29 protein-coding genes, 1 tRNA gene and 1 pseudogene are annotated in these 26,400 nt (G+C 69.6%); 12 read left to right on the forward strand and 19 right to left on the reverse strand.

Going from position 1 to position 26,400, the window contains the following annotated elements:
• The first annotated feature begins 191 nt into the window (after positions 1–191).
• Positions 192–503 (forward strand): 30S ribosomal protein S10, encoded by a 312-nt coding sequence (rpsJ, locus tag VM681_08295; protein ID HVL87985.1) that lies wholly within the window; start codon positions 192–194, stop codon positions 501–503.
• 119 nt (positions 504–622) lie between these two features.
• Positions 623–715: pseudogene (rps10p, locus tag VM681_08300) on the forward strand (30S ribosomal protein S10).
• An 81-nt stretch (positions 716–796) separates the two neighbouring features.
• Here the strand turns inward: rps10p and VM681_08305 are convergent.
• Positions 797–1,786, reverse strand: a complete 990-nt coding sequence (locus VM681_08305; protein HVL87986.1) for a hypothetical protein — start codon at positions 1,784–1,786, stop codon at positions 797–799.
• Between the two features lie 50 nt (positions 1,787–1,836).
• Positions 1,837–3,240, reverse strand: a complete 1,404-nt coding sequence (locus VM681_08310; protein ID HVL87987.1) for a DHH family phosphoesterase — start codon at positions 3,238–3,240, stop codon at positions 1,837–1,839.
• A gap of 70 nt (positions 3,241–3,310) precedes the next feature.
• Between VM681_08310 and proC the strand changes: the two genes are divergently transcribed.
• On the forward strand, positions 3,311–4,144 hold the full coding sequence (gene proC / locus VM681_08315; GenBank protein HVL87988.1) for a pyrroline-5-carboxylate reductase: 834 nt from the start codon (positions 3,311–3,313) through the stop codon (positions 4,142–4,144).
• Positions 4,145–4,190: 46 nt separating this feature from the next.
• Here the strand turns inward: proC and VM681_08320 are convergent, their stop codons facing one another.
• The 3 genes from VM681_08320 to VM681_08330 form a co-directional block, all read right to left on the reverse strand.
• Entirely contained in the window at positions 4,191–6,692 is a 2,502-nt protein-coding gene (locus VM681_08320; protein HVL87989.1) for a radical SAM protein, read from the reverse strand.
• A 237-nt stretch (positions 6,693–6,929) separates the two neighbouring features.
• Positions 6,930–8,012 carry an ABC transporter permease gene (locus tag VM681_08325; GenBank protein HVL87990.1) on the reverse strand — a complete coding sequence of 361 codons (1,083 nt, stop codon included), beginning with the start codon at positions 8,010–8,012 and terminating at the stop codon, positions 6,930–6,932.
• Positions 8,009–8,920: an ABC transporter ATP-binding protein gene (locus tag VM681_08330; GenBank protein HVL87991.1), complete on the reverse strand. Its 912-nt coding sequence runs from the start codon at positions 8,918–8,920 to the stop codon at positions 8,009–8,011. Before VM681_08330 ends, VM681_08325 begins: the two co-directional genes overlap by 4 nt.
• Before the next feature lie 98 nt (positions 8,921–9,018).
• Here VM681_08330 and VM681_08335 point away from each other — a divergent pair, with 98 nt between their 5' ends.
• On the forward strand, positions 9,019–10,191 hold the full coding sequence (locus VM681_08335) for a TraB/GumN family protein (GenBank protein HVL87992.1): 1,173 nt from the start codon (positions 9,019–9,021) through the stop codon (positions 10,189–10,191).
• 57 nt (positions 10,192–10,248) lie between these two features.
• Entirely contained in the window at positions 10,249–11,121 is an 873-nt protein-coding gene (locus VM681_08340; protein HVL87993.1) for a M50 family metallopeptidase, read from the forward strand.
• Here VM681_08340 and VM681_08345 read toward each other — a convergent pair.
• The 8 genes from VM681_08345 to VM681_08380 form a co-directional block, all read right to left on the reverse strand.
• A complete protein-coding gene (locus VM681_08345) occupies positions 11,087–11,965 on the reverse strand; it encodes a DMT family transporter (GenBank protein ID HVL87994.1) in 879 nt (292 codons plus the stop codon). The two genes, VM681_08340 and VM681_08345, sit on opposite strands and share 35 nt — an antisense overlap.
• A 9-nt stretch (positions 11,966–11,974) precedes the next feature.
• On the reverse strand, positions 11,975–12,730 hold the full coding sequence (locus VM681_08350; GenBank protein HVL87995.1) for a hypothetical protein: 756 nt from the start codon (positions 12,728–12,730) through the stop codon (positions 11,975–11,977).
• A gap of 50 nt (positions 12,731–12,780) precedes the next feature.
• Positions 12,781–14,268, reverse strand: coding sequence for a hypothetical protein (locus VM681_08355; protein ID HVL87996.1), 1,488 nt, complete (start codon positions 14,266–14,268; stop codon positions 12,781–12,783).
• 11 nt (positions 14,269–14,279) lie between these two features.
• Positions 14,280–15,230, reverse strand: a complete 951-nt coding sequence (locus VM681_08360) for a hypothetical protein (protein ID HVL87997.1) — start codon at positions 15,228–15,230, stop codon at positions 14,280–14,282.
• Between the two features lie 163 nt (positions 15,231–15,393).
• A complete protein-coding gene (locus VM681_08365) occupies positions 15,394–15,552 on the reverse strand; it encodes a hypothetical protein (protein ID HVL87998.1) in 159 nt (52 codons plus the stop codon).
• 19 nt (positions 15,553–15,571) lie between these two features.
• Positions 15,572–15,645: transfer RNA gene (locus tag VM681_08370), tRNA-Val, on the reverse strand.
• Between the two features lie 337 nt (positions 15,646–15,982).
• Positions 15,983–17,194, reverse strand: a complete 1,212-nt coding sequence (locus VM681_08375) for a helix-turn-helix domain-containing protein (GenBank protein HVL87999.1) — start codon at positions 17,192–17,194, stop codon at positions 15,983–15,985.
• Positions 17,191–17,592, reverse strand: coding sequence for a hypothetical protein (locus VM681_08380; protein ID HVL88000.1), 402 nt, complete (start codon positions 17,590–17,592; stop codon positions 17,191–17,193). The genes VM681_08375 and VM681_08380 overlap by 4 nt, the downstream gene beginning before the upstream one ends.
• Positions 17,593–17,783: 191 nt before the next feature.
• On the opposite strand from VM681_08380, the gene VM681_08385 reads away from it, so the two are divergent.
• Entirely contained in the window at positions 17,784–17,963 is a 180-nt protein-coding gene (locus VM681_08385; protein ID HVL88001.1) for a hypothetical protein, read from the forward strand.
• A gap of 101 nt (positions 17,964–18,064) precedes the next feature.
• Positions 18,065–18,292, forward strand: coding sequence for a hypothetical protein (locus tag VM681_08390; protein HVL88002.1), 228 nt, complete (start codon positions 18,065–18,067; stop codon positions 18,290–18,292).
• A 61-nt stretch (positions 18,293–18,353) separates the two neighbouring features.
• On the opposite strand, the gene ndk is transcribed toward VM681_08390, so the two are convergent.
• From ndk to rpl7ae, 4 genes are read right to left on the reverse strand one after another with little or no spacing between them, the layout of a single operon-like run.
• Positions 18,354–18,803 carry a nucleoside-diphosphate kinase gene (gene ndk, locus VM681_08395; GenBank protein ID HVL88003.1) on the reverse strand — a complete coding sequence of 150 codons (450 nt, stop codon included), beginning with the start codon at positions 18,801–18,803 and terminating at the stop codon, positions 18,354–18,356.
• Positions 18,804–18,821: 18 nt separating this feature from the next.
• Positions 18,822–19,106, reverse strand: coding sequence for a 50S ribosomal protein L24e (locus VM681_08400; protein ID HVL88004.1), 285 nt, complete (start codon positions 19,104–19,106; stop codon positions 18,822–18,824).
• Entirely contained in the window at positions 19,107–19,328 is a 222-nt protein-coding gene (locus VM681_08405) for a 30S ribosomal protein S28e (protein ID HVL88005.1), read from the reverse strand. It lies immediately after the preceding gene.
• Between the two features lie 10 nt (positions 19,329–19,338).
• Complete coding sequence (rpl7ae, locus tag VM681_08410; GenBank protein ID HVL88006.1) at positions 19,339–19,707, reverse strand: 50S ribosomal protein L7Ae; 369 nt, start codon at positions 19,705–19,707, stop codon at positions 19,339–19,341.
• 269 nt (positions 19,708–19,976) lie between these two features.
• On the opposite strand from rpl7ae, the gene VM681_08415 reads away from it, so the two are divergent.
• Positions 19,977–20,690: a urate hydroxylase PuuD gene (locus tag VM681_08415; GenBank protein ID HVL88007.1), complete on the forward strand. Its 714-nt coding sequence runs from the start codon at positions 19,977–19,979 to the stop codon at positions 20,688–20,690.
• A gap of 36 nt (positions 20,691–20,726) precedes the next feature.
• Here the strand turns inward: VM681_08415 and VM681_08420 are convergent, their stop codons facing one another.
• Positions 20,727–22,199 carry a sialidase family protein gene (locus VM681_08420; protein ID HVL88008.1) on the reverse strand — a complete coding sequence of 491 codons (1,473 nt, stop codon included), beginning with the start codon at positions 22,197–22,199 and terminating at the stop codon, positions 20,727–20,729.
• Positions 22,200–22,296: 97 nt separating this feature from the next.
• On the opposite strand from VM681_08420, the gene VM681_08425 reads away from it, so the two are divergent.
• From VM681_08425 to VM681_08435, 3 genes are all read left to right on the forward strand, one after another.
• Positions 22,297–23,538, forward strand: coding sequence for a 6-phosphofructokinase (locus VM681_08425; GenBank protein HVL88009.1), 1,242 nt, complete (start codon positions 22,297–22,299; stop codon positions 23,536–23,538).
• Positions 23,535–24,974, forward strand: a complete 1,440-nt coding sequence (locus VM681_08430) for a class II fructose-bisphosphate aldolase (protein HVL88010.1) — start codon at positions 23,535–23,537, stop codon at positions 24,972–24,974. The genes VM681_08425 and VM681_08430 overlap by 4 nt, the downstream gene beginning before the upstream one ends.
• 80 nt (positions 24,975–25,054) lie before the next feature.
• Positions 25,055–25,237, forward strand: coding sequence for a hypothetical protein (locus VM681_08435; GenBank protein HVL88011.1), 183 nt, complete (start codon positions 25,055–25,057; stop codon positions 25,235–25,237).
• 49 nt (positions 25,238–25,286) lie between these two features.
• Here VM681_08435 and VM681_08440 read toward each other — a convergent pair whose 3' ends face one another.
• Positions 25,287–25,790: a hypothetical protein gene (locus VM681_08440; protein ID HVL88012.1), complete on the reverse strand. Its 504-nt coding sequence runs from the start codon at positions 25,788–25,790 to the stop codon at positions 25,287–25,289.
• A 194-nt stretch (positions 25,791–25,984) separates the two neighbouring features.
• Here VM681_08440 and VM681_08445 point away from each other — a divergent pair, with 194 nt between their 5' ends.
• On the forward strand, positions 25,985–26,380 hold the full coding sequence (locus VM681_08445) for a hypothetical protein (protein ID HVL88013.1): 396 nt from the start codon (positions 25,985–25,987) through the stop codon (positions 26,378–26,380).
• Positions 26,381–26,400: the final 20 nt, after the last annotated feature.

Genomic DNA, 26,400 nt, shown 5'->3' on the forward strand with positions numbered 1-26,400 from the left:
CCCGAGCCGCCCCCGGGCTCGCCCGCGATACGCTTATATAAGGCACCGGCTCTCAGGGGTTCGCCCGAGCCGGTCGCCGGCCGAGGCGCTCCCCCCGGGTGACGACCCCCGCCTCGTGCGGCGGCCCGCTCCCCGACGGCGTTGCGCCGCGAGCCGTGTCGGCGAGAAACTCGGGAATCGAGGAATCCCCAATGGCTCACACCGCCCGCATCTCGCTCGCCGGCACCGACCCCAAGAAGATCGACGGGGTCTGCCAGCAGATCAAGACCATCGCCGAGCGCACCGGCGTCTCCATCGCCGGCCCCGTGCCGCTTCCCACCAAGCGCTTGAACGTCCAGGTCCGCAAAGCCCCCTCCGGCGACGGCACCTCCACGATCGAGCGATGGGAGATGCGCGTCCACAAGCGCTTGATCGACATCGACGCCGACGAGCGCGCCCTGCGCCAGCTCATGCGCATCCAGGTGCCCGACGGCGTCAACATCGAAATTGTTCTCCGCGCGTAGGACTCCGATGCGCGCCCGCCGCGGCCAAAGGCCGCGGCCCCCGCCCGGAGCGATAGCGAAGGGCGGGGCCGTTTTTCCGTCCACGCTTTTGCGCGAGCGTTGCGAGCGCAAAAGGGTGGATCGACATCGACGCCGACGAGCGCGCCCTGCGCCAGCTCATGCGCATCCAGGTGCCCGACGGAGTGAACATCGAGATCGTGCTGCGGGCGTGACGACTTCCGCGCCGGGGGAGATGAATCTCCCCCGGGCCCCCTCTCTTTTTCCTTCTCTGCGGCCGCTTCGCGGCCGCGCAACTAACCTTCAATAATCATCGCGTCGTCGCTTACGATCCGCTGCCGCTTGTCGCTTTGCACCTTGCCCGTGAGGCCGTCCACGTAGAGGATTCCCTGCGGCCCGGTCCCGCGCCAGGCGGGAACGAGCCAGAGGCCGCGCGATTCGAGCTTGAGCGTCTCCTCCACGGGCACGATCTTGCGGCGGCTCACGATGTAGGCGTTGTTCGTGGACGCCTTCTCCTTGAGCTCGGTCGTGGAGGCGGAAAGCGCCGCCTGCCGCGCGGCGACCTTGGCGCGCGCGTCCTCCAGCGCCGGCTCAAGCGACTCCCCCTCGAACGACGGGCCGGTTGCGGGCTCGGCGTCGAGCGCCACGGCTTCGCCGGAGACGGCGTTCACGAGGACGAACCCCTTGGCCTCGCGCCGGTCCGGCGCGCCCCAGAGGCGGACGTCGTAGGCGTACAGGTGGTGCGGGATCTTGACGGGTTCGAGGCGTGCCAGGCGCGGCATGGCGGCCTTGGCGGCCGACCGCGCGTCGGCCTGGGTGATCTTGGCGGCGACGAGCGGACCCGCGTCGGAGCCCGGCCCGTCGCCGGCGGAATCGTCGAACACCTCCAGTCGAGGCGTCTCGGCCGCCTGCGCGGCCGCCTTTGCCGGCGGCGTCGCGGCGGAGGTGAGGATGGACGCCATCGTGTCGGTAGGCGCGACGACGGGCGGAGCCGGAACGGCCGCGGCAACGGCCGGAGCCGGCGGCGGCTCGACGCGAGACGCCGGGGCGAAGGGAAGCGCCTCGCCGCGCTCGACGAGCGCGACGACGGCCATGCCGACTTCGGCTTCGAGACGCGTCCGGTCCCAGATCTCAAAACCGGCGCCCTCGATCGCCTCGGCCAACCCGACGCCCAGGGGCTCAAGGCACGCGAGGATCGGCCGCGCGGAAGGGTCGCGCGCCGTGCGCAGCGCGTTCATGGTCGAGACGAGATCGCGTAGCGTGAGAGCGTCGGCCGTCATCGGCATCCCATCGATCGAAAATATCGAGGGCCGACGATAAGACTTGCCTTTTGCGCCTAGCCGGTCGCAGAAACCGTCACCGGCTTCGAAAGCTGGCGCTTGAGGACGCTCTCCAAGCGCTCCAGAAACTCGGGCTCCTTGCCCAAGGGGATCGTCGCGCCGGCCGCGCCGTCGTGCCCCCCGCCCGAGCCTCCGACTTCGCGCGCCGCCTCGCCGACGGCCTGCGAGAGGACCACGCCCTGGAGCACAAGCTCGCGCGGCGCGCGCGCGGAGACCTTCGTCTCCGTTTCGCTCGCGCGCGCAAAGCCCACGATGGGAAGCTCCCGGCTGGCGCCGGCGCCGTACATCATGCCGGCCACGATGCCCACGATCGTGTCTCGGATGCTCTCGCCCGCGTCGAACCACTGGACGATCTCGCGGCGCTCGACCTTGAGCTGCGCAAGCTGGACGCCCGACACGAGGTTCTGCCGGTGCCCGCGAAGGAGCGAGAGAGCCTTCCGGTAGCCCGCGTCGCGGTCGCCCAGGCACACGGCGAGGCCCGTCGGGCCCTCCCCGTAGCGCGCCGTGCTGTTGAGAAGCGTCGCGAACTCCTTGGCGTCGCGAAGCGGCGTTCCCGGCGCCTCGCGCGAGAGGACGTACACCTCGCCGATCATGCGTCGCGCCTCCGCCGCGCCTCGCGTGCGCGTCACGCGGACGGCCGCGGCCGAGAGGATCGCGCGCCGCTCCTCGAGCGAGAGCTGCGTCCAGCGTCGCCACGTCTCCCGCTCCCGGAGCGCGACGCCTTGGTCCTGCACGAAGCGCATGGCCGCCTGATCGCTGCCGGAGACGCCCGGAAGCAGGGGATCGTCGGCGTACTGCAGCATCTTGTAGACGGGCCGCGTCTCGCGCCCGAACCACCGCGCGTCCAGGCGCCACTCGACGACGCCCGCCCGCCGCCCGTCTTCGAGGATGACTCGGTTGAGGCCCGTGAGGCGGCAGGCGTCGGCGTCCTGCAGGTCCCCCACCGCACCGACGACCGCAAGCGCGGCCAAGTCGACGTTTGCGGGATCGAGCGCGCGGGCGATGAAGTAGGCGCTGCCGGCCCCCGAGCACGACTCGCCCCCCAAGCCAAAGAGACGGGGATTGAGGTGCGTCGCGAAGTCGGCGCCCATCTGGTGATGGTCCGCCACGGCGCAGGTCCAGTCCTTGAGGACGTCCGCCGAGCCGCTTCCAAGATCGGTGAACAGGACGAAGGGATGCGCTGCCGCGCGGATCCGTTCGAGCTCGGAGGGCGTGATGCTCTTCACGAACTCGAGATCGTGCGGGATGCCGGCGCGACGCAGCATGGAGACGGCGATGGACGCGCTCGTGAGGCCGTCGGCGTCGATGTGCGAGACGACGTGCACGCGCGGGGCGCGACGGATCGCCTCGGCCGTCTCGGCGGCGCGGCGGAGGAAGCCCTCCACGGCTACGGGATCCATCCCATCCACGCCCAAGCAAGCAACCGGCAGCTTGAAAGCCTTTGCGAAGGGTGGCCAAACGTGAGGACGTATGGAGTCCAAGCGCATCGCGGTCCTTGGCGCCGGCAACATGGGCACCGCGCTCCTGCGTGGCATGCTCAAGGCCAAGTGGGCCAAGCCCGACAACCTCATGGCGACCCACCCGCGCAAGCAGCGCGTCGAGGAGATCCGGCGCACGCTTGGGATCGACGCCTCCGTCTCGAACGTCGAGGCCGCGCGATGGGCCGACGTCGTCGTCCTCGCCGTGAAGCCGCAGATCGCCCACCGCGTGCTGCGTGAGATCGCGCCCGCCATGGGTCGCGGCAAGACGCTCGTGTCGATCGCGGCGGGCGTGACCACGCGCGCCATCGAGCTCATGCTGCCGGAGGTTTCGGTCGTGCGCGCGATGCCAAACGTCGCCGTGACGGTCGATCTTGGCGCCACCGCGATCTGCCGCGGCACGCGCGCGACCGACGCCGACTACGACGTCGCGCGCCACGTCTTCGAGGCCGTCGGGATCGCCGTCGAGGTCGAGGAGGCGCTCATGGACGCCGTCACCGGGCTCTCGGGTACGGGACCCATGTACGTCTTCCAGATCATCGAGGGCCTCTCCGACGCGGGCGTCAAGATGGGCCTCTCGCGCCACGCGGCCACCGAGCTTACGATCCAGACGGTGCTTGGCGCCGCCAAGATGGCGCAAGTGACCGGGCAGCACCCGGGTCTTCTGAAGGACCTCGTGACCTCCCCCGGCGGAACGGCCATCGCCGCCCTGCACAGCCTCGAGCAGGGCGGACTTCGCGCCCTTCTCATCGACGCGGTCGAGGTGGCGACGCAGCGCAGCGCCGAGCTTGGCCGCAACATGGAGGAGAGGGCGGGCACGAAGTAGGACGTATACGTATGTATACAAACGTATACATCCGCGCATTCCGTCGTCAGCGCAGCTTGGCGTTCGTGCGCGGCGCGATCTGCGCGAGCTTGCCGCCCACCGTGCGCGCCATCGCCGGCGGCGCGGGGTGCGACAGCAGCCGTCGCGTGAGGTCGTCGGCCTCCGCTCGGGCGACGATTCCCGTCGACTCGCGGCGCCGGTCGCGCCAATGGAGCGCGCCCAGGAGCGCGAAGTAGGCCGCGTGGATGGCCACGAACAGGAAGGCGTCCAGAAGCGTCGCCGTCGGGAACTGGGTCCCCCCGATCGCGTCGGCAAGCGTGCCCAGCGCAAAACCGTAGGCCACGACGAGCGCGGGGACGATGAGCAAGCCGAAGTAGGCGAGGAGGATGGCCACGCCCACGAAGTGCAGCAGGCCGTACGCGCGGACGACGCGCATCTCGCGCGGGCTGACGCGCGGCTCGGGAACGCTTTTCCAGCGCGGCCATGCGAAGGCGAGGCGGCGCTTGAGCCAGGCCTGCGCGTCGCCGTAGAGGTTGCGGCAGTCCAGCGCGTGGGCGACGATGTAGTACACGTCCATGCGCAGGTGCAGGAAGAACTGCAGCAGCAGGACGAGGACGCACAGGAGGGCCGTGAGGCGCAAGAGCGCGACGATCGTGGGGTCGGCAAGCGCCGGGACGATTCCGTACGTTCCGAGGAAGGAGAGCAGGATGGCGACGCCGGCGAGCCACGCGTCGGAGGCCATGCCGGCCACGTAGACCTTGACGCGGTCCCACCGCGGCAGGAGCCACAGGTCGCTTGCGTCGGTCTGGACGGCGATGTAGGTGATGCGCGTTCCCAGGGACAGGCTTGCGCGCGAGCCGTGCGCGCGGGCGGTGAGGACGTGGGCGAGCTCGTGCTTGCCTACGATGAGGAGCATGACGCCAAAGACGGAGAGGCCCACGAACGTGTAGGACGAGGTCCAGAAGAAGTCGCGGTAGTTCGGGACGAAGGAGGAATCGGCGAGCATGACGCCCGTGGCCATCGCAAAGGGCGCAAGCAGAAGCGGCCACAGCCACAGGGAGCGCAGCCACCGAAGCTTCGCGGGGTCGACGTCGTCGAAGAGCGTGCGCCGCTTGCGGGGGACGAGGTGGCTGGGCAGCGGCTGCCCGTTGATCGCTTCCACGAATCCGCCCGCGGCCACGGAGCGCACGAATGCGCCCACGTCCACGTCGCGCCCGGTCTCCTCGCGCACGGCGCGGCGGACGGTCTCCACGCGCGGCTCGTCGCGCAGGCGGCGCAGGAGGTCGACGGCAAGCGGCGGCATCTCGGCGAAGGTGCCGCGGTCCGGGTTGCCGACGATCCACACGTCGTCCCGCTCCACCATCGAGAGGGGCGCAAGCGTGGCGGTCTCAACGGCCGTCGGGATGCCGTCGTCGCGGGGCGCGGCCTGCGACTGGCGGTGGTAGATGCATTCGACAAGCGTGCCGTCCTCTTCCCGCAGGTGCAGCGAGGAGCCTTGGCACCAGTCCCATTCGGAGCACGTTTCGCACGGGCCTTTTCGGAAGCGGCTTGCGCGCTCGCCGCGGAACCATCCGTACCGCTCGTCCCAGATCTTGCGCAAGGGCTCCGTCCGGAGGTCCCCCTGCACGCCGATCTTCCGGTTGACCTCGAGGCACGTGGCGGCCTTTCCGTCGTAGAGGATGGAGGCGATGCGGGTTCCCGCGCCGCAGAAGAAGATGCCGTCGCGCACGCGTCCCTCGAACCGCGAGCCCACCCACCCGTCGCAGATCCAGGAGATTCGGACGCCGCTTGCCTCGACGTTGGCGGGGCGGTTGCGGTCGGCGATCCAGTCGAGAAGGTCGCGCAGCTGCTCGTTCGTGAGGTGCGTGGACGGGTCGCGCGCGCGCCCGACGGGCGAGACGGGTCCCACGTTCCACGTGGGCACGCCAAGCTCCGAGACCAGCCGGTAGGCCTCGGGAACCTCGTGCCAGTTGTGGGGCGTGACGATCGTGTTGACCGTCACCTCGACGTGCGGGTGACGCTCGCGCAACGCGCGGATGGTCGTGAGGACGTCCTCGAACGAGCCGTCCTTGCAGCGCTGCGTGTCGTGGCCGCGCTTGGCGCCGTCGAGCGAGAGCGTGAAGAGGCTCACGCCGGACTCGACGAGGCGATCGAGGAGGGCGGGGTCGCGCGCGGTGAGCGATCCGTTCGTGGTGAGCGACACGGCGCGGAAGCCGAGCTTCTTGATGTGCGCGACGACCTCGCACAGGTCCTTTCGCAGCGTCGCCTCGCCGCCGGTGATGCCGACGGCGATCCGCGAAGCGTCGAAATCTTCCGCGATCTGCTCGAAAATGGCCTTGGCCTCGGCCGTCGAGAGCTCCTGCGGCCGCGACCACGCGGCTTCGCCTTCCTTCCCCTCGACGGGGTTGCCGCAGTGCAGGCACGCGAGGTTGCACGCGAGCGTGGCCTCCCAGAGGAGCCCCTGCAGATCGGGGTTCGCGATCGCGTCGAGCACCTGCTCTCGATGGCGGACGAGGGCCTGCTCGATGCTGAGGAGCTCCTCGGGCATGCCTCCGGCCGGACCGTCCTACCCGGCTACGCGGGGGATGGCCAGTGGCTCATGACCGTATTCAACGGGATCGACATTTCGAGCTTCTCAAGCCACTTGAACTCAATGGTTTCCAGCCTTCTCACCTCCTTTCGCCCGCCCCCCGAGCGGTCCCACGCGAAAAAAGGGTTGCGGCAGTTTCCCCGCCGAAGGGGTGACGATCGGGCCGGCCACACGGAAATGAGTCGGTTGCGCCCGTCAGACCTCTTTCCAGTCGGTCATCGCCGCCCCCAACAGCACGAAGCCGATCGCAAGCGCGGCCGCGATCGCGCCGTTGAAGGCCATGGCCGAGGCGTTCTGGGTGATCATGGCCGCGCGGAGGCCTTCGTTCACGTACGTGAGCGGGAGCACTTTTGCGATCGAATGCAGGAGCGGAGGCATGCCCTCCAGCGGGAAGAACGTGCCCGACAGGAAGATCATGGGCATGGCCACGGCCGATCCGGCTGCGTTGGCGCTCTCCTGCTCGTTCACATAGCGGGCGATCATCATGGACAGGCCGGCAAACGCGGCCGTGCCGGAGAAGAGGATGAGGATTGCAAACGGGTTCAAGAACACGCGCACGTCGAAGGCGAGCACGCCCACGACGATGATGGTCGTCGCCGTGATGGCGCCGATCACGCATTGGTAGAGCACCTTCGAGACGACCCACTCGAGCTTGGTGATGGGCGTCGTGGCGAGCTTCTTCAGGATGCCCTGCGAGCGGTAGCGCGCGAAAAGCTCGAGGTTCCCGATGAGCGCCGACATCGCGATCGTCATGCCGATGACGCCGGGCAGGAAGAAGTCCACGAAGGAGAGCTCGCTCGAAACGAGCGACTCCTGCGCAAGCTGCACGGCGGGCGAGCGCGCGCCGGCGAGCTCGAGGTTCATGCGGTCGACGACGCCGCGCACGACGGAGAAGGCGATGTTGCTGTTCGTCTGGCTCGGGTCGTGGTGGATTCGCACGACGGCCTCGCCTTGCTGGAGGGCGGCCGCGTAGCCAGGAGGAACGACGACGACCGTATGGTACCCTTCGCGGCGGGACGCCGCGACGGCGTCCTCGCCGGCGGGGATCGTGCGCAAATCGAACGAGCCGGTGTCCGCCAGCGCCTGCCGGAAGGCCTGGCTGGCCGGCGTGCCGTCGCGGTCCTGGAAGCCCAGCGTGACGTCGTCGCCGGCGTTTCCCAGGATGGAGCCGAACACGAGCATCATGAGCACGGGGAAGGCGATCGTCCAGAAGACGCCGCTGCGGCTCCGGAAGTAGATGCGAAGCGACGCGCGGAGGTCCACGAGCGCCCGCCTCATGCGCCAACGCCTCCCAGGCGCTCGCCGGTGAGGGCAAGGAACGCGTCCTCGAGGTTTGGCGTGCGGACCTCGAGCGAGGCGAGGGTGGCCTTCGACGCAAGCGCCGACAGGACCTCCTCCAGGCGATGGTCGCCCGGGTCGATGGACAGGTGCGCGTTGTCCACCCGCACGCGCGCGCGGGGAAGCCATCCGGCGACGCGATCGGCAAGGCCCGGCTCGGCCGGCAGTCGCACGGTCGTGGAGCCCGCGTGCGCGCGCACGATGGCGTCAGGCGCGTCAAGCGCGACGAGCTTGCCCCGGTGCACGATGCCCACGCGGTCGGAGAGCACCGCGGCCTCCTCCATGTAGTGGGTGGTGAGGAACACGGTCCGGCCGCCCGCGCGCAGCTTGCGGATGAGCTCCCACACCTGGCGACGCGCATGGGGATCGAGGCCCGTGGAGGGCTCGTCGAGGAAGACGAGCTCGGGGTCGTTCACGAGCGCGATCGCGACCCCCGTGCGCTGCTTCAATCCGCCCGAGAGCTCGAGGTAGAGCGTGTCCGCCTTCTCCGTGAGGCCCACGGAGGCGAGGAGTTCGTCCACGTCCGCGTTCGAGCCAAAGAGGTCGCGGAAGTAGCGGACGTTCTCGCGGACCGTGAGGCGGTCGAAGGTGTTGAAGTCCTGCGGCAGGACGCCGATCCGCTCGCGGATGCGCGAGGCTTGGGTCTCCACGTCGTGGCCGAGCACGCGCACGCGGCCGCTCGTCTTTGCCCGCAGGCACTCGAGGATCTCCACGGTCGTGGTCTTGCCGGCGCCGTTGGGTCCAAGGAGCGCGAACACCTCGCCCTTCTCGACCGAGAAGGAGAGCCCGTCCACGGCGGAAAGCTCGCCGTAGCGCTTGACCAGCTGTTCCACCTCGACGACCGGCATCCAAATCGCGATGCGCGCACGGGTTATAGCCGCTTTGATGCGCGGCCGCCCGGCCCCTTCTCGCAAGGCTTAAGGAGGGTTCGCGGGGTGCGAGCGTCATGATCGTCGACCGGGGCGACATCGTGCTCGTCGGAACGGCGCACGTGAGCCCCGAGAGCGTGGCGGAGGTGCGGCGCGAGATCGCCGCGCGCCGACCGGCCGTCGTGTGCGTGGAGCTCGACGAGCACCGGGCGCGCGCGCTCTCCGACCCGAAATGGCGGGAGACCCCCCTGCTCGACGTGATCCGCGACGGCAAGGCGTTCGTGCTTTTGGCGCAGGCGTTCCTGGCGAGCTGGCAGCGGCGGCTGGGCGAGAGGTACGGCGTGAAGCCGGGCGCCGAGATGCTGGCGGGCATGCAGGAGGCCGAGAAGGTCGGCGCGTCGGTCGAGCTCTCCGACCGCGACATCGGCGTCACGCTCAAGCGCGCGTGGGCCCGCATGGGATTCCGCGAGAAGCTGCGCCTGGCCTGGGAGTTCCTGAAAGCCCTCACGGGCGCCGACGCCGACGGCCGCGAGGTCGAGGTGGAGGAGCTTCTCAAGGAGGACGTGCTCTCCTCGATGATGGAGGAGTTCTCCCGCATGGCGCCCTCGATCTCGGAGGTCGTCATCCGCGAGCGCGACGCCTACCTGGCCGGGCGCATCCTGGAGGCGCGGGAGCGCGCGAAGGGCCGTCCCGTGCTCGCCGTGGTGGGCGCGGGCCACTTGAAGGGCATCCAGCGGCACCTCGACGCCCCCGAATCGATCCCCGAGCGCGCCTCCCTGGAGACCGTGCCGGAGCGGTTTCCGTGGGGAAAGGCGATCGGCTACGGCCTTGCGATCGGGATCCTCGCGCTGTTTGCCTGGCTAGGCTACGGGGCGCTCACGGATCCCGTAAAGCTCGCGAAGCTGCAGGAGGCGCTTCTCATGTTCGTGCTCGTCACGGGATCCTTCTCGGCCCTTGGCGCGGCGGCGGCTCTTGCCCATCCGTACTCGATCCTGGCCGCGTTCTCGACCGCGTGGTTTGCCACGATCCACCCGGGCATCGCCACCGGCTGGATCTCCGGGTACGTCGAGCTCCAGAAGCGGAAGCCCACCGTCGCCGACTACGAGGGGCTCTCCACGCTCGCCGGGCTTGGGGATTTCTATCGGAACAAGATCACGCGCGTGCTCCTTGTCACCGCGCTCACAAACGTGGGCGCCATGGTGGGCTTCTGGCTGGGCGCCGCGGCGCTTCTGCCCATCGCCTTTGGCTAGGGCGGCAACCGGGAGAAACCGAAGCGTTCATCCCTGTTTTGCCGCCATCTCGACCCGTTGCCGGACCCTCCGACGCCCGTCCGTTCACCGCCGCCTGCCCGGCGGGAGACGCCGCCTGCGCGCCCCTTGCCGCCTGTGGCCGGCACGCTGCGCAGCGGGCCTCCCCGCCCGTCGGCCCCTCGACCCGCGGCGCCGGCTCCCGCGCGGCCGCCGCCGGCTGCCTTTGCCTTCGACGATCTTCCGGAGCCGCGCATCTCCACGAGCCTCGAGGAGATCGTCCACCTCGTGGGCTCGGTCGCGATCCTGACGTGCATCTTCGGCTTTGCGATCGTCAACAACACGCCGCACCTCCTCACGAACGAGCCCTTGGGAGGAGGCCCCCGGGCGGGGCCCTTCGATTGGAACCGCTACGTCGCGGTCCTGCCGCCCGTGCTCGTCATCGTCCTCACGGGTTTCGTGCTCCACGAGCTTGCCCACAAGGTCGTCGCGCAGCGATACTACCTGTGGGCCGAGTACCGCGCGCAGTGGGCCTGGCTTGGAATCGTGGGCGCCGTGAACGTCGCGCAACCGACGCCGCTTCCCTTCGCGCTGCCCGGCTTCGTGCAGATCGTGGGCGACGCCACGGTCGAGGACAACGGGCGCATCAGCGTCGTGGGCCCGGCCACCAACCTCGCCATCGCCTTCCTCGCGTTCCCGTTCCTCGTGGCCGAAGGAGGACGCGGCGTTGCGCTCGCCGGGGCGCCTCACGGCACGTTCCTCGAGCTCCTGGTGATGGTGAACGCCGGGCTTGCCGCCTTCAACCTCCTGCCGGTCTCGGTCCTCGACGGGGCGAAGATCCTCCGGTGGCGGGCGGGCCTGTGGCTCGTGCTGATGCTGCTTGCGTTGGCCCTTTTCCTCACGGTCGCGAATCGGCTGTACGTGAACCTGTGAGCGAGGCAAGGCCGACGCCCGCCAGGACGAGGCCGGCGCCCAGCGCGGTGGCGGGGGAGAGACGTTCGAGTCCAAGCGCAAGCGAGATCGCAAGGGCCACCACGATCTCCGCCACGAGCATCACCGCGCTTGCCGCCGCGCCCACCGCCGGCATGCCGTGCGCCCACAACGCAAACGCGGCCGCCGTGCACAGGAACCCCACGTACCCCACGGCCGCCCACGCCGCAAGCCCCGCGGGCGCCGGAGCCCCGGAGGCGACGGCCACGGGAGCGAGGACCGCAAGCGCCCACGCGAAGACCGGCACGATCGTTTCGATGGCGCCCTCGCGCGCGAACAGGGGCTTTGCGCCCACGGCAAAGAACGCCCAGAAAAGACCCGAGGCAAGCGCCAGGGCGTCGCCGGCAAGCGTGCCGCCGTGCAGCGTCTCGAGGCGCCCGCCGGTCGCCACGAGTACCGCGCCGACGCCGGCGAGCGCGACGGCGGGCCCCAGCCGGCGGCCCAGCGCCTCGCCGTACATGGCGTAGGCGAGCGCCGCGATGGGAAAGACGCTGAGGTTGACGAACAGAGCCGTCTTGCCGGGCGTCGTGAGGGTCTGCGCGAGGAACTGGCTGAGGAAGCTTCCCGCCACGAGGAGGCCAAGAACGATCACGCGTCGGGAGGCGAACAGGCCCGGTCGCATCCGCCCGACGGCCGCCGCCAAGGCGAGGAGCACGGCAAGCGCGAGCGCGAACCGCAGAGCGGCGAAGGCGAGCGGGTGCACGTGGGCAAGCCCGAGATCGATGGCGGGGAAGGAGGTGCCCCACAGGAGGGCGGCAAGCAGGGTGGCGACGACGCCCGGGCGCACGCGCCCGAACTAGCGGTCAATCCATATCCAGTTGGCGGGCGGGTTCGAGGCTGCCATGCGCGGATCGTTGCCCACCCACGTGTTGCCAAGCGCGTACTCGTTGTGGAAGGTCGTCTCGATGCTGTACCAGCCGCGCTGGGAGGCGAACTTCGAGAGCGGGATCTCGATGCGCGCGAAGCTGCGGTCGCCGGGCACCTCGTGCGAGAACCCGTACACGTACGAATTCGACTGGCGGAGCTCGCCGCGGTACCGCACGTCCACGTTGAGCGTGCCCTTCGTGATGACGCGCGCGTTGGGGTCGCCGGCCGACTTCGTGAGCACGGCGTCCACGGTGGCGACCTTCGCCGGTCCGTAGGCGCATTGCTTGCTCTGGTCGCAGTAGGCCTGCAGGAAGATCGCGTTCACCCACTTGTCGATCTTGGCGACGTGCCGCTGCGTGGTGCCTTCGAAGGTCACCTCGACCTCGTAGTTGCCATTTCCCACGACGAACCGGCTGTAGGGCACGAAGACCGAGCCCTTGCCGTCCCGCACGTCGATCGTGCCGCGGACGCCGCCGTGCGGGTAGACGACCTCGCCGTTGTAGCGCACCACGAAGTCGGCCCGGCCCTCGGCGGCGCCGAAGGTCCCCCCCGCGTTTGCGACAAGCACCGTAAGCCCGTTTGACACCATGGGCGCGCTTGCCACAAGCGCAAAAGGCGGCCCGCTGGACAAGCACCCCGCGAGGGGCGCCCCCAGCAAGATCAGGGCGAGCAGGGCCTCCCTCATCCGTATTCTCCACGGCCGTCCGGCCGATTTAACGCTTGTTGGATCGGGACTCACGAAGGCGGCGACCCCGACTCGTCGTCGGGCGGGGCCCGCCCTTCCTTCTTCAGGCGCTTGAGGAGCTTGCGGCGCTGCTTCTCGAGTTCGGCCGCCTTCCGCGCCCGCTCCTTAAGAAGCTTGGCCTCGAGGGCGGCGCGTTCCTTCTCCAGCCTCGCGCGCTCCTTCGCCAAGGCCTTCTGCTCGCGCGCATCGATCTTTCGCCGCACCGCGGACTCCTTTGCCGCGACCTTCGCGGCGGCGGCGCGCTCGCGGGCGAGTTCGCGCTCCTTCTGCCGGGCCACCTTCGCACGGGCCTTCTCGAGGAGCCGGCGCTCGTACTCCGCCTGGGCAAGGATGCGCTTTTGCTCGTTCGCCTGCGCGCGGAGGATGCGCCGCTCCTCGCGTTGCTTGGCCCGCATGGCGGCGAGGATGGCGCGGCGCTTGGCCCGCTGCTCGCGCCACACCTGCCAACGCGCGCGCCGGGTCTGGAGGAGCTCCGCGCGCCTGGCCTCGTAGGCCGCCGGCTCGGAAAGTCGCAGGGCCTCGAGCTCCAGCGTCTCGGCCTCCGTGAGGCCGCGCGGGGGCCGCCCCTCCTCCAGGCGCCGCCGCTGGGCGCGGTCGAAGCCGCGGTGGGCCGCGTGGCCCGCGAGGATGGCGCCCAAGAGCACGAGCGGCCACCAGTAGCCGGGGACGTAGAAGCCCTCGACCGAGACCACCGTGCTCGTGGGAAAGACGAAGGAGGGATCGTTTGCGCTTGAGAGCTCGACCGAGATCGTGGCCGCCTCGCCGCCGAAGAACAGCTGGTCCTTGGGCGTCACGACCTGCAGCGGCACCTCGCGCGTCTCGCCGGGGAACAGCGTCACGCGCGGCACGATGGAGACGAGGTAGCCGGGCTTGCTCGCAAAGGCGCGCAGCGTGAAGGTGTCCGGGTAGGGGCCGGCGTTCGTGACGGTCACGGGGTACGTGACGATCTCGTAGGGGCCCACGCGCTGGGGCGTGGCGTGGATGAGCGCCAAGCCCTGGTAGTACGGCTCGAGCTGCACGAAGACGACGTCCTCGCTCTCGTACGTCGCAAAGACGTTGCCGCTGCTGGGGTCGATCGCCTGCGTGAGCGCGTGGACGCGCACGCTCACGTACGGGTTCTTGACCGTGGCGCCGGCGAGCACCGAGAGCGTCGCAAGCGCGGTCTCGCCCGGCTGCGTGTACACGGTTCCCGGGCCCGTCGTCGCCGCCCAGCCGTCCGTCTCCTCGCCTAGGATGCGCGCGGTGAGCGTCGTGGCGTGGCTCGGAAGCGTGTTGCCCGGCGTGACCTGCGTGAGGTCCTCGATGCGAAGCGTCACTTCGCTCTTCCCGAGGCGAGGCACCGTGATGGCCCCGAGCTCCGCGGAGAGGATGACCTGCACGAGCGGAGCCGACGCCGAGGGAAGCTGCGCGACGGCCTCCGGAATCGCCACGGGGAGGAGCAGGGCCGCGAGCAGGACCGCCGCGCCCTTCGCGCGCACGGGATCGCCGCCTAGACGTCCCGGCGCCGGTGCTTCAAGGCCACCGCAAGCGCGCCCACGCCGCCGACGAGCAGCAGCGTATCGATGCCGGGCACGTAGAACCCGATCACCGTCGTGAGCGAGGAGATCGTGGCGCGGTCACCTGGCACCTTCGTGTCGAGCGCGTAGTTGCTCGTCATGCGCATGGTGACGGCGCCCACCTCGTTGAGGTAGCCGTTGCGCCAGGGCGTCTGGACGACCATGTTGGCCGTCTTCGTCGTCGCCTTGCCGCCCTGCTGGCGGGCCTCGAGGATGACCTCGGAGGGCGGGACGACCTGCCAGCCCTCGGGCTGCGAGAGCACGTCGAAGAAGATCTTCGTGTTGGCGTTGCCGTAGTTCGTGACCGTCATGGGGAAGACGACCTGCTGCTGCGGGCCGCTCTTCTGGATCGTGGTCGGCGTCGTGGCGTCGATGATGCTGAAGAAGTCGGCCTGCACGGTCGTCTCGGCCTCACCGGAGGAGGATCCAAGGCACCCGTTGCGGTCGGCGTTGGCCTTGACCTTGATGTTGCCGGGCGTAAAGGCCGGCGCGTCGGCCGTCGTCACCACGAACAGCTCGGCCTTCTCGGTCTTGGAGCCAGAATCCGTGCCGGCGTTCGTCGAAGGCGTCACGACCGGGAAAAGGTTCGACGGGCTGATCGTCACGATCGTCCAAGCCTGGTTCGTCTCGACGGTGAGACTGATCTTCGAGGCCGTGAAGCTCGCCGCGTTCTGGGTGTTGAACCAGGAGTACGTGACGTCGACCTCGAGGATCGCAAAGCCGGAAAGGGGTCGAATGGGCGCCTGGTGGGCCGTGATGCGGACGGCCGTCGTGGTGTCGCAGGTGGGCGCCAGACCCTGGGCCTGCGCGGACGGGGCAAAAGCCACCGTCACGACTGCAACGGCCAAGGCGGAAAGCACGATGCGTTTCATGGTGTTTGCCATCCGGGTTCCCTCGCTTTGGTATCGTCGTCGAAAGGCCCAAACATTATTTATCGGTTCGTATTTTAATCAGTCCGGGGGCGTTGGGCCGCGCCCGGCGGCTGATGTCCGCCGTACACGAAGCAACCTGATAAACGTTGTGGATAGGTGGCTAGGGCCACGGCCGTCAATCGATGACGGCCCCGCAGCACTTGCACGTTTTCCCGAACCAGACGGGCTCGATGGCAAGGGGAGGCGGGGCCTGGCACAGGTGCGTGAAAAGCCCCTGCCCCTGGATTTTCCCCTTGGCCATCGGGTTCCCCTTGACGACGTGCGTGTGGACCATGTCGCTCGCCCGCTTGCAGTGGGTCCAACCGGATTCGAACCGGTGATCTGCGCTGTGTGAGAGCGCCGTCATAACCGACTAGACCATGGACCCGACGGTTGCGAGCGCAGCGAGCAACCGGCGGCGCCGAGGCGCGCAAGAGGAAGCGAAGCTTCCTCGGCGCCCCGCGAAACCTTGCGGTTCCGCTTGGGCCGCAGGCGCCGCAAGCGCCCGAGCGCGGGCGGCACGCCCGCGCGAGTTCACATACTTTGCGCAGCGCCGAGTCGGCGGCGCCGGGAGCGAGCGACTTTGGCCGCAGGCCAAAGAGCGAGCTTCCAAGCGCCCGAGCGTTGGTCGCCGCCGAAGGCGGCGGGCACCAACGCGAGCCGCCGAACGCGCGCAGGGCAGCGCGAGTACAAATACATGACTTCGATGGTCGAGACTTTTAGGGTCATAAAACCGGGGCGGGTTCCGTCGCCCCGACCGCGCGCAGCCGCTTCGCGTACCAGTGCGCCGTGCTCGCGGGCAGACCCGTCGCCGCGGCAAGCTCGCGCACGCTTGCCGCGGGCCGCTGCGCAAGCGCCGCAAGGACGCGGCGCGCCGGCTCGCGCGCGAGCATCGCGCGCGCGGCAAGCTCCCGCTCCGACGCGGGGTCGCCGGCGGGCACGAACATCGTGCGGCCGGCGGCGCGCCGCGGCACGAGCGAGCCGTGGTCGACGAGGAGGAGAAGGTGGTAGCGCGCGGTCGCCTTGTGCACGTCCATGGCGCGCGCGACCTCCGTCGCCGTCACGTGCCCGTGCGCGACGGCCAATCCGTAGATGCGCTGGCGCAGGTCGCTCTCGAACACGCGCCCGTCGCGGTGGAGGCGGTGCAGGAGGGAGATGAGCGCGGCCGCGATCGCCGCGGCAATCGCAAGGAGCGTCGAGGGCGGCTCCCAGGGCGCGTGCGCGAACGCGGGCGTTGCCGCCGACGCGAGGGGGGAACGGGATGTGGCGGGCGCGGGCGGGCGGGGGATCCATGCGGGGTTCGTCGACGCGGCCGAATCGGTTCCCGCCCGTGCGGCAAGCGTCGGCGTCGGGTCGTCGTGGTTGGACCCAACGGGCGCGATGGCCGACGTTGGCGCCGGCGCCGGCCCGTTCGCGGGCGCCTCGGGCGCGAGGCTCGCCCGCGCGCAGACGTTGGCCGGCTCGGGAAGGCTCGAGGAGGTGAAGCTTGCGCAGGCCGCCACGAGCGTGCCTGCCGTGACCGCGTCGAGGTCTACCGCAAGCGTTTCGCCGTCGAGGGTGTTCGTTGCGTCGGTGCCGGCGGCCCAGGCGATCTCGCCCTCCTCGTCGGGGAGCAGTTCCGTCGCCGCGTCGTGCGCGCCTTGCACGGCGCCCGGCGCGTCAAGGCTGGTTTCGTCGACCGCCGGCGCGGGCGGTTCGGTTGCGAGGGCTTCGCCCGCTTTCTCGATGGCGATCGCGCACGCGGCCGAGAGCGTCTTGGGATCGGCGGTCGCGTGGACGTTGTGCACCGTCACGGGGTAGGGCTGCGGGTCCAGTCCCGCGGCGCGCCAGGGCTCGCACGGGTCGAGCGCGGCCGCGGGGGTCGACGCCAGAAGCGGAAGGAGAGCGGCGGCCAGAAGCGCGCCGGCGGCCGCCGGCTCGCGCGCGACTCTTCTCATTTGATGTACGTCCCGTTGCACGGGCACTCGCCGCTTTGCAGCTTGGGCGATCCTACGCAACCGTACACGTTCGTGATTTCTGCGACGGCGCCGCTGAACACGATCGCGACGCACGTGGTGCTCGCGTGGGCGCCCACCGTGCAGAGGACGGGGCCGGTCTGGGCCGAGCAGATGAAGTACTGAGGAGACCCGAAGACGTGGTATTGGCAGCTGCCGCAGGCTTGCCAGCCGAACTGGTCCTCGCAGAGGGCGCGGACAGCGGGATCGACGAAGGCGCTTGCCGGGGGGGCGGCGGCCGCAAGGCAAAGCGCCACGGCAAAGCCGGCGCCAAGAGCGATCCGGAGCGGCCGGCGCCAGCGGCCGGCGGTCCTTGGTCCTCCCAAGCCTGTCCCAATCATGCTCTCCCCCCCGTCCGGCGGCTGGAGACGGCTTAAACCTTTTCGTGCGGTCGTTGGAAACGTCGCCCCGGCTGGGGGCCTTCCAAGCCTCGTTCGAAAACGCCCAAGAGCCCGCCCTCCGCGTCCGGCCCGGTGAACGCATGTCGGAACGAAACCTTGGAACTCGATGGGCGGCGGCTGCGATCCTCGTCGTGGCCGCTCTGAGCGCGACCGTTCTTCTGGCCCCCGCGGCCGAGGCGGGGTCGATCACGCTGTGCGGGTCGGGAGGCTGCTCGACGCACTACCGCGGCACGTTGCCGATCGGCGACCACTGCGTCAACACGACGGGCTCGGGCGACCCGTGCGGCGGCTCGGCGCCGGCGGTCAAGTAGGTGTGGGAGGCCTTCAACCCATGTGGAAAAATCAGGAACCTCCGCGCGCGCGGCCGAGGCTCGGCGCGCTTCGGATGGATGAACGGAGCCGACCGTCGAGCTTGAGGAAGCGAGCGATCGCAGCCGGCATCGTGGTGGTGCTCGCGCTTGGCGTCCTTGCCCTCTCGGGCGCGGCCTCGGCGTGGCAGACGGCCCCTTGCAAGCACTATTGGGCCGGCAAATGCCAGGACGGGACGACGTACAGCTACAACTGCAAGCGCTATTGGTACAAGAACTCGGAAGGCGAGTGGCGGTCCTCGACGTACTGCCAGCAATGGTCGAGCCGCTGATCCACCGACGGGAGGCTTGCCCTGCGCTGGCGCGCGCCCTTTGTGCGCCGGCCGAAACGCGCTACTCCCTCGTCCACGCCTCGTCGACGCGCGTGTAGGAGAGAAGCTCCTTCTCGGGGAAGTAGAGCGCAAGCTCGCGGCGCGCCGTGTCGAGGCTGTCGGAGCCGTGCACGACGTTGCGGCCGATGTCCGTCCCGAAGTCGCCGCGGATCGTGCCCGGGCTTGCCTTCAGCGGGTCGGTCGCGCCGTTTGTCTCCCGGACGGCTTGCACCGCGTTCTTGCCTTCGACGGCGAGGATCACGGTGGGGCCGCTTGTGATGAACCGCACGAGGCCCTCGTAGAAAGGCTTGCCGCGGTGCTCGGCGTAGTGCTGCTCGGCGAGCGCGCGGTCGACGTGGATCAGGCGAAGCCCCACGATCTTGAGGCCGCGCCGCTCGTAGCGGGCGAGCACCTCGCCCACGAGGCCCCGCTGCACGCCGTCGGGCTTCACCATCGCGAAGGTCCGTTCGATGCCGGCCATCGGGTCCACCTACTTCTTCGGGGCCACCGCGGCGCGGGGCTTGGCGGCCGACTTCGCCTTGGGCGTCGGCGGCGCCTCGGTGGCGCCGGCCGTCGCGGCGGGCTTCTGCGGCGTTCCCTTCACGTACGCGCGCGTCCACTTGATGTTGCGCGGGATGCGGCGGAGCTTCAGGAGGTTCTTCTGGCACTTCTCCGTGCAGAAGTTGTGGCGCGTGCCGTCGCGGCGGACGAACAGGCGTCCCGTGCCCGGCTCGATCACGGTCCCGCAGAAGGCGCATTCCTTGCGTTCCGGCATTTACCTCACGCCCAGCTTCTTGGCCTCGCGGGCCGTCTCGCGCAGCATGAGGATGTCCCCGAGCTGGATGGGACCCATGGCGTTGCGCGTGATGATGCGTCCCTTGTCGCGCCCCTCGAGCACGCGGACCTTGACCTGCGTCGCCTCGCCCGTCATGCCCGTGCGGCCGATGATCTCGACCACCTCGGAGGGGATGCTCTGGTTTTCGTCGTCCTCGGGCATCGCCATCCACCTACCGCTTGCGAAGCTCTTGGAACTTCGCCGCAAGCTCGTCGACGATGGGCTTGCCGCGACCCGGATCCACGACCGCGACGGCGGCCGTGCCGACCTTGAGGCCCGTGGCCGTGCCGAGCTCCTGCTTGGAGGGAACGTACGTGTAGGGGACGCCGCGCTCCTCGCACAGGAGGGGCAGGTGCGCCACGACTTCCTCGGGCGAGACGTCCTCGGCCAGGACGACGAGCTTGGCGACGCCGCGCTCGACGAGCTTTGTCACCTCGTTCGTACCGCGGCGGACCTGACCCGAGTCGCGGGCGGCCTCCACGGCCTGGTACGCCTTGTCCTTGAGATCCTGCGGAACTTCGAATCGCACGTGCAGCGGCATGGGTTCACTTCCTTGGACGGAAAAACGAGGCAAGCCTCGGTCGTCCGACCTCATTGGCCTCCCGAGGCGCAGCCGAGGGACGCGGTGGGATCGCCGGAGGCGATTCCACGAGCGTCCAGGCTTGCGTCCTGGAGTAAGGCGACGAAGGCGGGTCCGGTATAAAAACCTTCAGCAGGCAGGAAACCCCGGGCGGACGGCGGCCCATTCGCGATGCCGCAATCTGGGCATGCTTAAGAGGACGTCGCGCGTTTGCCGCCGCGGGTGGCTCCATGGCAACCGCGACCGCTTCGGCGACGAAGCCCAAGTTCGCTCCCTCGGCGCCGGCCATGTACATCGTCATGGCGGCGGCAACGATCCTCCTCATCGGCGACCTCGTCGTGCTGGCGGGCGTCTACGACGCGGCCCCAGCCGAATTCTCCATCGGCTACCGGTGGGTCCACATCGTGGCGGGCATCCTCTGGATCGGCCTCCTGTACTTCTTCAACTTCGTGAACGTGCCCTACACGAAGGAGGAGGCGTTTGCGCAGGTGAAGAGCGTGCACCTCACGAAGCTCATCAAGCGCGCCCTCTTCTGGTTCCGCTGGTCGGCCATGCTGACCCTCCTGGCGGGCCTTGGCCTCCTGTTCGCCGACGCGAAGTTCTACCCCATCACGCAGAACGCCGGGGTGCTTCTTGGCCCTGCGGGCCTCACGATCACCGCCGGCATGGCCCTTGCGATCGTCATGTGGTTCAACGTATGGTTCGTCATCTGGCCCAACCAGCGCCGCATCCTGGAGGCGACGGAGACGGCCGGCAAGGTGGAGCCCGCGTGGGGCAAGACCGCGCTTCTGGCAAGCCGCGTGAACACGGTCTTCTCGTTCCCCATGATCTTCTTCATGGCGGCCTCGGCCCACTACCCGTTGCCACCGGTGTGGATCGCCGGCGTGTTCGTGCTCACGGCCGCCGCGGCCTGGGGCATGATCCACGTCACGTCGAAGAGCTAAGGCGCCTGGCCGTTTCGGTGCCGCATCGGCGCAGGCCTAGGGCGCCACGGCGCCCACGAGCGCTTCCAGTGTCCCGCCCAGCAGGCCTGGCCCGTCCTCGAGGATGGCGACCGTGACGCGTCGCAGCCGGCTCTCGGATGCGCTCGTGCACCGGTCGCAGCCGTCCGCGAAGACGACGTAGGGCCGTCCTTCGTGCTGCGTCATGCCGATGAAGTCCAAGAGGTTGCGGCAGGGGTTGCCGCCGCCGGATTGCCACACGCAGCCGATCTGGACGGGATCGTCCTCGGGCGTGACGCGCTGGCTCACGAACAGCGGGTCCGCGTCGAGCGCGTTCTCGCTCATCGTGAGGTAGAAGTGCCACACCGTGGACTCGTCGGCGTTCTCGGGCGAGGGTGGATGCCCGTTTCCGCCCCAGCGGGAGGTGTCGGCGTCGGTTCCGAGGTAGGCGATCGCAACGCGGCCGGGCTCGCCTGCGGTGATCACCGAGAACACCGTTCCGGTGACCTGCGGGGGCGAAGCGCGAATGGGCTTGCTCCACGTCCGCCCGGCGTCGGTGCTCACGGAAACGTAGAGGAGGTTGTCGAGGCCCGGGTAGACGAGGTAGGCGTTGCCGGCCGAGTCCGTGGCGATGTGCGGATTCACTGCCAGGGGCTCTTGGATGCCGTAGTCGTCGATGCGCCCCGTGACCTCCCAGCTCCTGCCGCCGTCGCGGCTCACGGCCACGTTGGCCCCCTTGCAGGCGGGCTTCGGCGAGTAGGCGGTCCCGTCGATGCCGACGGCCACGGGGCCGGCGACGCCGGCGTGGCAGTCGCTCGGGTGCGCCACGCCGCCCAGCGACCACGTACGGCCGCCGTCGAGCGAGGTCGAGATCCACGTGCCTTCGTCGCGGAAGGAGTTGTAGGAGTAGTACACGACGTTCGGGTAGCCCATGGTCGTCACGCCCGGCGGGGGCGGCCCGGTCGTGAGCTTCTGGTGGTCGTGCGCCGGGGGACCGCAGCCCGTGAGCGGATTTGCCGTCCACGTCTGCCCGAGGTCGTCGCTCCAGGAGGCCCAGGTGCAGACCACGTACAAAGGCGCGTTGTAGACGCGGTTGGTGATGGGGTCGACCCACATCCAGGGATCGAGGTTTGCCTTGGGGCCCACGACCACGTCGCCGACGGGTTCCCACGTGAGGCCGTGGTCGCGCGAGCGCACGAGCTGGTGGTGCAGGGTGGCCGCTCGGCCGGCCGCCGAGGCCGTCGGGACGCTCGAGGTCGCGAAGATCGTGCCGTCCGACGTGACGCCGATCGTGGGCTCCGCTCCGTTGTAGCCCGTGAGCGCAAGGCGCACGCGGAGGCTCTGGAACGCCTCGGGCACGGCGGCCACGCCCGCAAGCGTATGGGCCACGCTGGACGGGTCGACGGGTAGCGGCTGCACAACCGACGCGGAGGATAGGTCCTCCTGCGGCGCGCCCACGCAACCGGCCACGACCATGCTCAACGCCGCGAGAATGCCAACCTTGCCACGCATGGCGGACGACCGGACGAGGCGCGATATGAGCTTTGCCGTCGCCGTCTGTTCCAAGGGCCGCAGAAAACCCTTTCCCGGGAAACCCTGTTCCCGCCGCATGCGCAAGCTTGCCATCCTGGTCGGTGGGGGCCCGGCCCCCGGCTTAAACGGCGTCATCGCCTCGGTCACGCGCCGCGCGCACGACCGGGGTTTGGGCGTTTGCGGGATTCCCGAAGGCTTCTCCCAGATCATGAAGGGGATCACCGACGGCGCTCGGGAGCTTTCGCCGGCCCTTGTGGAAGGTCTCGAGACGCGCGGCGGTTCGATCCTCTTCACGTCGCGCGCCAACCCCACGAAGGACGCGGCGCACCTGGAGGCGGTCGTCAAATCTCTGGCGACCTTGGGCGCGGACGGCCTCGTGACGATCGGTGGCGACGACACGGCCACCTCCGCCGCCAAGGTCGCGGCGGCAGCCGGCGGCCGCTTGCGCGTGGCGCACGTCCCAAAGACGATCGACAACGACCTTCCGCTTCCGCCGGGCGTTCCCACGTTCGGCTTCACCACCGCGAGGGAGCTTGGCGCGCGGCTTGTCGCAAACTTGGCCGAGGACGCGCGGACCACGCGCCGGTTCTATCTCGTGACGGCCATGGGCCGTTCCGCCGGCCACTTGGCCCTGGGCATCGGCCAATCCTCGGGCGCCATCCTCACGCTCATTCCGGAGGAGTTCGGCGCCAAGGTGAAGCTCGAAGGGGTGGTGGCGCGCGTCCAGGCGGCGTTTGCAAAGCGCGTCGCGGACGGGCAGCCCTACGGCGTCGTCGTCATGGCCGAAGGGCTCCTGGACCGCATGGATCCCTCGGAGATGCAGGAGCTTCGCAACGTGGAGCGGGACGAGCACGGCCACCCGCGCCTTTCCGAGATCAGCCTTGGCAAGATCGTGAAGGACGTGCTCGCGCAGAGGCTCTTGGAGCGCGGGCGCAAGGCCACGTTCGTGGCCAAGGAGATCGGCTACGAGCTTCGCTGCCAGGACCCGTCGGCCTACGACGTCGCCTACACGCGCGGCCTTGGCGCGGCGGCCGTCGACTTCCTCGCGGAAGGCTCCGGCCACGCCATGATCACGATCCAGAACGGGCGCGCCACGCCGGTTCCGCTCGACGCGCTTCGCGATCCTGCGACGGGAAAGACGCGCGTGCGCTTGGTCGACACAAGCGACGAGACGTACCGCAACCTTCGCCGCCTGGAGGCCCGGCTCTCGCCGGCCGATCTTGCGCAGCCGCGGATCGCGAAGCTTGCCGCGGCCGTCGGCATGGACGCTTCCGAGTTTGAGCGCAGCTTCGCCCCGCTTGCGGAGGCCTGGAAATGACGAGTCTTGTCGCGCGCAACCTCACCGAGCTCGACGACGCGATCCGCCCCGCGCTTGCGGTGTCCGACGGCCGCGTCAAGGTCGCCAACGAGGAGCGCCTGCGCGGCGACGTCTGCGACCGCCTCGCCTGGACGGCGGTCTTCTCGCCCGACACGCTTGCACGCGACCGCGCGCGATGGCTTCTTCGCGCCGCCGCGTGGGAGGCCGGCCTCCGCTCCGCGTCGATCCACGAGCTGTACGCGGCGCGCGGGCGCGGGGAGGTCCCCTCGAACTTCACGGTTCCCGCCGTGAACGTCCGCGGCCCGACCTACGACGTGGCCCGCGCGGCGTTCCGCGCCGCCTCGCGGCTGTCCGTGGGCACGCTCATCTTCGAGCTTGCACGAAGCGAGGTCGGCTACACGGACCAGCGGCCGCCCGAGTACGCGGCGGTGGTCACGGCGGCGGCCTTGCGCGAAGGCGTCCGGGGACCGCTGTTCCTCCAGGGCGACCACTACCAGTTCAGCCCCTCCAAGTACCCGAAGGACCCAAACGCCGAGAAGAGCGCGATCCGCGCGCTCATCGACGAGAGCCTCGCGGGCGGATACCGCAACATCGACATCGACGCCTCCACGCTCGTCGATCTCTCGAAGCCCACCGAGCGCGAGCAGCAGCGCGTGAACGCAACGCTCACGGCCGAGATGACCGCGCACGTCCGCGGCGCGCAGCCGCCCGGCGTCACGATCGGCGTGGGCGGCGAGATCGGCGAGGTCGGCAAGGGCAACTCGCGGCCCGAGGAGCTTTCCGCCTACGTCGAGGAGCTCCTCGAGCGCCTGCCCGCCGGCGCGCGGCCCGGGCTCTCGAAGGTGAGCGTGAACACGGGATCGAGCCACGGCGGCGTCGTCCTTCCCGACGGCACGATCGCCAAGGTGAAGATCGACTTCTCGGCGCTCGAGACGCTGTCGCGGCAGGCGCGCGAGCTTGGCATGGCCGGCGCGGTGCAGCACGGCGCCTCGACGCTGCCGGAGGACCTCTTCGACAAGTTCCCCGCGGCCGGCGCGGCCGAGATCCACCTCGCAACGGGCTTCCAGAACCTCCTGTTCGACCACCCGGCCTTCCCCGAGCCGCTGCGCCAGAAGGTCGTTGCGTGGACGAAGGCGAACTGCGCCGACGAGCGGAAGCCCTCGGACACCGAGGAGCAATTCGTCTACAAGAGTCGAAAGAAGGCCATGGGTCCGCACAAGCGCGAGATCTGGTCGCTGCCGGACGACGCCCGCTCCGCGATCCTGAAGGACATGGAGGCGAAGTTCGAGCTTCTCTTCCGCAAGCTTGCCGTCATCCGCACGCGCGAGCTTGCCGCGCGATGGGCCCTTTCGGATCCTGCGCCGCCCCCGCCGCCGGGCGTCTTGGCTCCGCGCCGTCCGCTCGACCGCGGCATGGCCAAGGACGAGGGCGAATAGGCGGAGGAAACAGGGCGTCTGCGCTTCCGGAAACGCAAAGCTAAATAGAAGGCGTCCTACATCTCCCCCCGGTCGGCGGCATGGAAATCTGCAGCGTATGCGGCGAAAAGAAAGTTGTTTTCGTCGTCGCCAACAAGTGGCGCTGCAAGGCGTGCGGCAAGTACTTCGATTGGACCGAGATCAAGCGCGCCAAGGACGCCCTCAAGGAGAAGAAGGCGTCCGGCGGCGCCGCCGCCGGCAGCCCGCCCGGGGCTCCGCCGTAGGCGCGCCGGAATTCGCCGCGCGTTTGCGAAGGTTCTCCTCGCCGTGGGTCTAGCTCTCGTCGGTCCGCTCCGTCACGACGAACGCGACGTCGACCTCGCCGCCCTCGGAGCCCACCGCGACGAAGATCTCGGAGCCTGAGGCCAGCTCGAGGTCGAAGCGGACCTGCGCGGAGCCCTCGACCGTGCGCGCGTCCTCGAACACGACGAACTCGGTGACGCGGTCGGCCGCGCGAAGGGTGACGTATGGCGTCCCCGAGACGGCCGTGAGGTTCACGACGACCTCGACGGCGCGGCCGCGATCGCCGCTTGCGATCGCGAAGGTTCGCGCGCCACCGTCCTCGACGCGGAAGGATTGTTCCTCGTCCCCTGGAAGCACGCGCGCGTCCCCGTTCGGATCGTTCTGCTCGCCCGGCTCGTCGCCGTCGCCGGGCCGCGGATCCTGCCGGTCGGCGTCGCCGTAGGGTCCTGGCGAGCCGTCCTGCGGCTCCCCGACGCATCCGGCAAGCGCGATCGCGACGGCAAGCGCAAGGCACAGCGGGCGGAGGCGGTTCATCGGCTCTGCAAGGCCGGCTGCCAGGCACGGCGTTTGTGGGACGGAACCGCGGCACGTTTCCCGACGTCCGGGTCGCGCCGGCGCGCGGCACGTCCAACGACCTGGGAAAAAGTGGAATGCTCCCGCGCGGGCAGTGGGGCGCGAGCGTGTGCTCGATGCAAGACACGAACCGCCAACCGCGACGGAACCGGACCTTGATCACCCTGCTTGCCCTGGGCCTGCTGGCCGGAACGCCCTTGGCGTTGGGCGCCACCCCGGAGACGGCCGGCGTTTCGGTCGTGCTCAAGCGCCAGGATGGGATTGCCTTCGTGGAGCTCGTGCAGGTGGAGGCCGACCGCGCAATCGGGTTCATCAACCGCTTTGGCGCGGGCGGCGAATCCTCGAACAAGCTCGACTTCCTTGGCAACGCCGCAAGCGGCTGGATCACGGCGCCCGGCCAGATCTGCGTCGAAATCGCGCCCTACGGCGACGGTCGCGGCATCGCGGTCCGCGCGGGCCACCGGCTGGCGGGCGGTTGCGACGCGACGCACCCCGTCTACTCGGGCACCTACGACGACCTCGCGGCCGCGCCGGGCGCGATCTCGGCTTGAGGCTTTTCCCCGTCTCGTTG

This window comes from Candidatus Thermoplasmatota archaeon (assembly GCA_035541015.1).
Classification (GTDB): Archaea; Thermoplasmatota; SW-10-69-26; order JACQPN01; family JAIVGT01; genus DATLFM01.